The organism is Salinivibrio sp. MA427, assembly GCF_001996115.1.
Taxonomy (GTDB): Bacteria; Pseudomonadota; Gammaproteobacteria; order Enterobacterales; family Vibrionaceae; genus Salinivibrio; species Salinivibrio costicola.
Window position 1 is genome coordinate 1 of sequence record NZ_MUFH01000105.1, and the last position, 8,139, is coordinate 8,139.

Genomic DNA, 8,139 nt, shown 5'->3' on the forward strand with positions numbered 1-8,139 from the left:
GATTTATATTCTATCTAAGAACTTCGTAAGAAGGCTTGGCTCCGCGCAAATACACGATGAAGTGTTGCTCGGAGCTTAACATCACATCTTCATCAGGTATTGCCATGCGTACTCTTCGCAGGGCTTCCAGTATCTGATGTAAAGACGCGATAGAGAGTGAGGCCGGTGATGCTCCATCACCGGCCTTTTTGCATTCTGATCACAGCAGAATGCATCCATTTTAATGATGACGAAAGGCCGGTACTTGTTACCGGCTTTTTTTATGGATAAGAAACATGAGCTTATTAGTGATTGAAAACATCCGTTTCCAAATTGAGGATAAAGTGTTGTACCAAGATGCGAGCATAGTGCTACATCATGGTGAGCATGTTGGCGTGACGGGTGCGAACGGTGTGGGGAAAAGTACCCTGTTGAAAATGCTGCAAGGGGAACTGCTGCCGGATAGTGGCGAGATTGTTTGGCAACCGAATACCCAAGTCGGTTATTTAGACCAGCATTTAACGATCGACCCAACACTGTCTATCTATGACTTTATGGCGTTGGCATATCGCGATCTTGTGGAGGCTGAGCGAGCGTTAAATGCTATCTACGCATCGATGTCGGTGGACACGTCAGACGCGGTGCTTGCCAAAGCGGCACGCCTGCAAAGCCAATTAGAGGCACAAGATTTTTACCGTATCTCTCATCGTATTGAACAGGTAGCGGCTGGACTGGGTATCGCGCCGTTGGGCATGCAAACCGCAATGGGCCAGTTGAGCGGCGGTCAACGGCATAAAGTGATGTTGGCAAAATTACTGCTGGAACAAGCTGAGGTGATGTTACTCGACGAACCGACAAACTTCCTCGACGCTGAGCATGTTACTTGGTTGGCGGAGTTTCTTAACCAGTATACGGGTACCTTTATGGTGGTGTCGCATGATGAGGCCTTCCTTGAATCGATCACGACAGCGATTTTTGATATCGACCAGAGCAAGATACGCAAATACAAAGGATCGTATCAGCAAGCGCTGGAACAAAAAGCGCAGCAAAGTGAAACACAGCACAAGCAATACCTCGCGCAGCAGAAAAAAATGGATAAGTTGGCGACCTATATTCGCAAGAACGGCGCAGGTGTGAATGCGCGTATTGCCAAGGGGCGCAAAAAACAGCTTGCGAAAATGGTGCCGATTGAAAAAAACCAGACGCGTGAGCCGATAAGCTTTGCGTTCCAATACAAACCATTACGGTCGCAACATGTCTTAGCCGCCAAGGGGTTGCAGATTGGCTATCGCACACCGCTTTTGCCTCCACTGTCACTTCAGATTCAACGGGGCGAAAAAGTCGCGATTATTGGCTTCAATGGCTTGGGCAAATCGACATTGTTAAAAACCTTATTGGGAGAGATCCCTGCACTACGAGGCCACATTGACACGGAAAACGGTATACAGTGGGGATATTTTGAGCAAGGATTACAATGGCGCTTTCCGGAAAGCTTTCCGGTTCAGGCCGTGTGTGGGGTGGGCCAGCTCACAGATAAAACCGCGCGCCAGAAGCTGGCTGAATGTGGTCTCCGTGGTAAAAAGGCGGTGCGGCCATTGCGTACACTCAGCGGGGGTGAGCAAACCAAAGTAAAGCTTTGTTGTTTAGCCGTGATGGAAACCAATGTACTGGTGTTAGATGAGCCCACCACACATCTTGATGTCGATGCAAAAATGGCGTTGCAGCACGCCCTTAAAGCGTATGCAGGCACCGTAATTGTGGTGTCTCACGAGCCACAATTTATCGAGCACTGGCCGGATAAGGTGATCGATATGACCCAGCTTTAGTCGCTAACACGTCAGTAACTGCCACGTCAGTAACGGCGAGGTTGAGCGATGCGGCCTCGCTTATCTTTTTGCTATTTATGGGTAAATTTGTATTTTTTGCCAAAAAAAGCTAAATTTGACGGAATTGGTTAACAGGGATGAATGATGGCGACAGCACGCAAGTCACCCATTGCGGTGATCAGTGGCGATCTGGTGGATTCGACTGCCTTAAATCGAGATGAGTATGAGCGAGTACTCGCGCAAATCAAAACCATACAAGCCCATATTTCACAAGCGCATCGCGCTAATCAGCACAGCATTATACGCGGTGATGAGTTTCAATCTGTGATCCATGATGTGGCGAACGCGCTTCACTATGTCGTGATGTATCGTGTCGCCATCAAAGCACTGGGAAAACCGTTTGATTGTCGCATCAGCTTTGCGATTGCCGAGCAAGCGGATTTGCGTGAGTCGGTGTCAGAGTCAATGGGACAGGCTTTTGTGCTATCTGGTCGTGGCTTAAAAGCAATGAAAAACCAGCGGCTGGCTTTTTTCTGCGCCAATACCGATCTTGAAGACAGATTTGCATTGCTGATCCGTTATCTTGACCGGCAACTCAGCGATGCGACATCTCGTCAATGCGAAATGATGTTGCCTTTATTACAGCGTGATCAACCACTTGCGTACGGCGAGTTAGCGGCCGCGCTTGGGGTCGCGAATGCAACCGTGAGTAAGTCCCTTAAAGCGGCGGGCTGGGAGCTTATTGAGGCATTGTTGGCCGAGTTTCAGCAAACTGTGGGGGCACACGTATGATGGCCTTCCTTTCTTTGCTGGTTCCCTTGTTACTGACTCATCTTATTTATGATTTCTATCTACAGCCCTTGTCGCGCAGTCATCACTGGTCCGTTTCACGGTGAGCCAAGGCATACACCTTGTGGTACTAGGGCTAATTGCCCTGAGTTTTGTGGCGCAGCCGCCTTGGATTGGACTGACCGAGATGCCTCTGTTTAGCGAGATCGTCGTAATTGGCACGGGCTATTTATTGATCTTAAAGCCGACATCAGTATTGATTGGTCATGTGTTACAGCGCTTTACGGTCACGTTGGACTCACCCTCTGATCATCAACACGATTATCATGGCCTCGTGGCTGCGGGGGCGTTGATTGGCTATTTAGAGCGTATTTTGATCCTGACCTTTACCTTGCTTGGCAGCTATACGGCCGTCGGTTTTGTGCTGGCAGCCAAGTCGATTTTCCGCTTTGGTGAGCTGACGCGTTCTACCGATCGCAGCCTAACCGAATACGTTTTAATTGGTTCGTTATTGTCGGTAGTGATCACGACATTAGTGGGCGTTGTGATCACACAAAGCCTCACTTTGCTATAATTAGCCTTTTATAGCTAAAAGATAAGAATTAGCCTTTTTAGGCTTAAAACATGGACTGGTATTAAGAAACGATGCGTCAGTCAGTCGTTTGGCGAACGATAAAAAGAACATTGTTTATTGGAACTTGCTTGATGCCCTCAGGTCATTAATAGGATGCTTGTTTGTTAAATTACTGTTATGGCTAAATAAACCTGAAGGAAAAGTATGTCCCGACACATTTTACTCACCGGAGCACTGGCGGTGTCCTTGCTCTCAGGGTGCAGTTTTCAAGGAGAGTCACACGTGAAAGCTTCCAGCCCAGGCGAACTGAGTGCGCCTGTCGCGAAAAAAATCCCTCATGAAATGACCATTCACGGCGACACGCGCGTGGATAACTACTATTGGATGCGTGATGATGCACGCCAAGATCCTGATGTGATCGCCCATCTTAATCAAGAAAACGCCTACGCCGATCAGGTGCTCGCACACACTGAGCCAATGCAGGCCAAACTATTCGATGAAATCAAAGGGCGTATCGTCAAAGACGATGCCTCGGTTCCCGTCAAAAAAGGCAGTTATTTCTATTCCAGTGAAGTGGAAGGCGATGATGAATATCGCACCTATGTGCGTGCCAAAGACTTTGCGGGCACCGATAAAACGGTGATTTTGGATGTCAACGCGCTCGCGAAAGGGCATGAGTTTTACAGCATTGGCCAACTGAGCGTCAGTCCAAACGAAAACCTATTAGCGTATGGAGAAGATACCCTCAGCCGCCGCGTTTATACCATTCAAGTTAAAGACCTCACTACCGGTGAGTACCTCGATGATAAGGTTGAAGGCGCCTCGAGCAGTATTGTGTGGCAGAACGACAATCAAGCCTTTTACTACATCAAAAAAGATCCGCAAACCTTGCTAGGGTTTCAGGTGTATCGCCACCGTTTGGGGACCCCGCAATCCACTGATGATTTAATTTACGAAGAAACCGATACCAGCTACTACACCGGCTTGAGCAAAAGCAAAGACGGTGAGCAAATCTTTATTTGGCACGCCAGCACCGAAACCAGCGGCGTATCGCTCGTGGATGCCAATGATCCGAATGCTACTGCCCAAGCGTTTTATCCGCGAGAAACCGGCATAGAATATGAAGTGGCGAAGCGTGGCGAGTGGTATTACATCTATACCAACTACCAAGCGGTCAACTTCCGCTTGATGAAGGTACACCAAAGCGAGCGTGACGATCGCAGCCAATGGCAAGATGTGATCGCGCCAAATGATAAGGTGCAGTTGGTTGATTTCACCCTGTTCGACAACCATCTAGTGTACGAGCAGCGCGAAAATGGCTTGCCGCGTACCACGGTGCAAAACCTGATTAACGGTGATGAATATCCGTTGCAGTTTGATGATTCGGCTTATGCGGCTTATCTGACGGGCAACGCAGAAATGGATAATACCGCTGTGCGTGTGTACTACACCAGCTTGACCACACCGGGCACCTACTACGAGTTTGATTTGGCGTCGGGTGAGCGTGAAATGCTCAAACAAAACCAAGTGCTGGGTGAGTTTAATCCGGACAACTACCAGTCAGAGCGGGTGATGATCACCGCGCGTGATGGTGCGCAGGTGCCTGTGTCTTTGGTGTATCGTAAAGACCGCTTCAAAAAAGACGGCACTAATCCGATTTATCAATACGGTTACGGCTCATACGGCGCCACCATGGAGCCCACGTTCTCCACCACGCGTTTAAGCCTGTTGGATCGCGGCTTTGTGTTTGCGATTGCGCATATTCGCGGTTCTGAAATGCTAGGACGCCCTTGGTATGACGACGGTAAAAAGCTGACCAAAAAGAACACTTTTAACGACTTTATTGATGTGACCCAAGCGCTCACCGCGCAAGGCTATGGCGATAAAGACAAGGTGTTTGCCGTCGGCGGCTCAGCAGGTGGCTTGCTAATGGGGGCAATCATCAACCAAGCGCCAGAGTTGTATTTAGGGGTGGCCGCGCATGTGCCGTTTGTGGATATTGTCACCACCATGTTGGATGAGTCAATTCCACTGACCACCAACGAGTATGACGAGTGGGGCAACCCCAACGACAAAACCTACTACGAGTACATGCTTAGCTATTCACCGTACGACAATGTCACCGCGCAAGACTACCCCAACTTGTTGGTCACCACAGGCTTGCATGACTCACAAGTGCAGTACTTTGAGCCGATGAAATGGGTCGCGAAACTGCGTGAGCTGAAAACCGACAACCATACGCTGGTGTTTAAAACCGATATGGAAGCCGGCCACGGCGGCGCATCGGGACGCTTTAAGCGGATTAAAGAAGATGCATTGGAATATGCCTTCTTCTTCGACTTGCTCGATAAGCAGGATGAACAATAGCTGGCCATAGAGTGTATTGACTTATGGTTGAGGTATGAGCCTCAACCATAATGATTGGCGTGTGGCAGTTTATGATGCAGCTTTGGTTTTTAGTTCCTCTTTCATGAGCCGTACTGCTGGTATTGCACATAATAACGTGACCAGGGTTAAGCCCATCAGTACTGGCTGAAATGAACCCGAGTGTGCGCCCTGCACATACAGTATCGCGACTATCGCCGGTCCGACAGAGGCACCCAGCAAGGTTAGGAGCCGTGATAACGCACTGGCATCCGGAGTTTGTGTTGGCTCCAAGTCATGATAAGCATGCGACATCCCCAATAAGGTCAACAACCCAATGCCTGCACCACGTAGAACCATGGTCAACGCGATGAGGGGATCGCTTCCCTGAATGCCCGGCCATAGAAACGGCACGGTTCCCATAACAGCAAGGCTGCAGCCCAGCAACGCGGTATTCCCGACACCAAGTCGCTCACACAGGTTTTTTAGGTAGGGACGGGAAACCAACGCCCCAAGGCCATGCGCGCCGACCCACACACTGGCCAGCCATTCACTGTGTCCAAATCCCTGAATAAACATCAGGGGCAGCGCAAACAGCCCACCGTAAAAACTGATACTCGAGAGAAATAGCAAACCCATTGAGGCACTAAAGGATCCCACGCTAAAAACTTTTAACCGGATGAGCGGCTGCTGGCTTCGTTTTCGTGTATGCCGCACAAACAGGAGCAACAAACCGGCACCGATAAAAGATGCTCCTCCAGTTTCAAGCCAATGCCCCCCTCCCTGGTGGCCGAGATCAGACAAAGACGACAGGCTGTACATCAACAAGACCAGTGCCGGCGCGAGTAACATAAATCCAAGTCCGTCGAACCGGTTGTTCGCCTGTGAGGACGCGTCGCTAGGCTGGCGGACTTGCTGAAAGTCATCATTGGTAATCATCACCCAACCCAGCACAATGCCCACCAATCCAATTGGCAGGTTGATATAGAAAATCATTCTCCAGTCGCCAATATGAAGGAGGTACCCCGCCAGAAGCGGCCCGGCGATCGGGGCCAGAACTGTCGGTACCGCCATCGTCGCCATCGCTGTTTTCAGCAATGGTTTACCCACGGTTTGGACTAAAACGGTCTGCATCACGGTCATTAGGATCCCGGCCCCGACTCCCTGTACAGCGCGGCTCACCAGCAGCCAGTTGATTGTTGGCGAGACTGAACACAATCCAGAGCCTACAGAGAAAACCACCAGTCCGGTGATCCAGAATGTTTTCGCCCCCCACTGCCGGGTTGCCCAAGCACATACCGTCACCGTCACGGCAGCAACCAGGGTATACAGCACAGAAACCCACTGTATTTGGGTGACGGACGCTGAGAGGCTGGTGGACAGGTCCGGCAGGGCCACCCCCAGAATCGTGGCATCTATCAGTGGTAAACAAACCCCGAAGATCAAGCTGACGATGACCCAACGCTGCGCTTTGCTGAACATAGTGTTTTCACTATTGTTTGCGTTTTTCATGTTAAGCCTCCATTGCTAACAGTCGTTGTGCTATATCGCCTTGGGTTCATCTTATTCTCTGAAGTTGAAATAGATAACTGACACATGTCTCACTCATATAATTGTTTATAATAGAAAAGTGTGTTTTGCTTTCATGGTCGGAGCTCGATGACTCGCCATATCAACATTGTCGAGTTAACTATTTATACTAGGAATGGAGCTGAGTGAATTTCGTATATATGGCAAAAAGTATCGAGAATCAGTCAATCCACCACGATCCGTCCATGGAGCCCATGACGCATCTGGATTTGAACGAACAAACGCCGATCCGGGCTATCGCCAAACAGGTCGTTGAGCGGGCGGAAGTCGCGCTCCATCACCATCCCTGGGGACAGATGGTGTTCTCTGATACCGGCGTCGTGCAGGTCAAAACCCCGCAGGTTGCGTACTTGGTGCCGCCGCAACATGCAGTCTGGATCCCTCCTGGTGTTGCCCATGACTCTTCATTACTTGAAAAGGCAGAAATATTCTCTGTCTATATGTTCCAAACTAATTGTTACTTTCACGGCGAAACATGGCGTAAAGAGTGGGGAGTCTGTCGCTGTTTTCAGGTCAGTACTTTGCTCAGTGAATTAGTCAAGCGTATTGCAACTCAGACGACCGAAAAGATCGGCGAGCAGACATACAGTGCAATGTGCACTCTCATAAGCTCAGAAGTGAGGCAAGCTCAAAAAGTCGCTCTTGGCCTACCGATGCCAGAAGATAAACGGTTGCGACATTTATGCGACTTATTTCTTCAGTCACCGTTACAAACGACAACACTGTCTGCCCTCGCGGGTCAAGTAGGCGCAAGTGAGAGCACGGTTGCGAGGCTATTTAGACAGGAATTACAAATGACGTTTAGGCAGTGGAAACATCAAGCTCTTTTGTCGAAGGCTATCGATATGGCGGCGATGAGAGTGCCAACGGGTATCATAGCCCAAGAGCTGGGCTATGCGACTCATAGTGCGTTCTCTTATATGGTAACGTCTTTGGTTGGTAAGCCACCTAAAGCATTTTTATATCAAGATAAAAATGACGATAGTACGCCTAAAATGAATAAGTAGCGTGTTTTAC

At 49.4% G+C, this 8,139-nt stretch carries 6 protein-coding genes; 5 read left to right on the top strand and 1 reads right to left on the bottom strand.

All coding sequences use genetic code 11. The annotated features are described in order from the left end of the window. The first annotated feature begins 275 nt into the window (after positions 1-275). The 4 genes from BZG79_RS08485 to BZG79_RS08500 all read left to right on the top strand — a co-directional run bounded on the left by BZG79_RS08485 (position 276) and on the right by BZG79_RS08500 (position 5,535). Complete coding sequence (locus BZG79_RS08485) at positions 276-1,805, top strand: ABC-F family ATP-binding cassette domain-containing protein (RefSeq protein WP_077774179.1); 1,530 nt, start codon at positions 276-278, stop codon at positions 1,803-1,805. A gap of 144 nt (positions 1,806-1,949) precedes the next feature. Next, on the top strand, positions 1,950-2,597 hold the full coding sequence (locus BZG79_RS08490; RefSeq protein WP_021024496.1) for a hypothetical protein: 648 nt from the start codon (positions 1,950-1,952) through the stop codon (positions 2,595-2,597). 121 nt (positions 2,598-2,718) lie between these two features. Further along, positions 2,719-3,168 carry a hypothetical protein gene (locus tag BZG79_RS08495; RefSeq protein WP_077774180.1) on the top strand — a complete coding sequence of 150 codons (450 nt, stop codon included), beginning with the start codon at positions 2,719-2,721 and terminating at the stop codon, positions 3,166-3,168. Positions 3,169-3,372: 204 nt separating this feature from the next. Then, a complete protein-coding gene (locus BZG79_RS08500) occupies positions 3,373-5,535 on the top strand; it encodes a S9 family peptidase (protein WP_077774181.1) in 2,163 nt (720 codons plus the stop codon). A 69-nt stretch (positions 5,536-5,604) separates the two neighbouring features. Here BZG79_RS08500 and BZG79_RS08505 read toward each other — a convergent pair whose 3' ends face one another. Further along, entirely contained in the window at positions 5,605-7,044 is a 1,440-nt protein-coding gene (locus tag BZG79_RS08505) for an MFS transporter (RefSeq protein WP_021024239.1), read from the bottom strand. Positions 7,045-7,262: 218 nt separating this feature from the next. On the opposite strand from BZG79_RS08505, the gene BZG79_RS08510 reads away from it, so the two are divergent. After that, complete coding sequence (locus BZG79_RS08510) at positions 7,263-8,129, top strand: helix-turn-helix transcriptional regulator (protein ID WP_021024240.1); 867 nt, start codon at positions 7,263-7,265, stop codon at positions 8,127-8,129. Positions 8,130-8,139 lie beyond the last annotated feature (10 nt).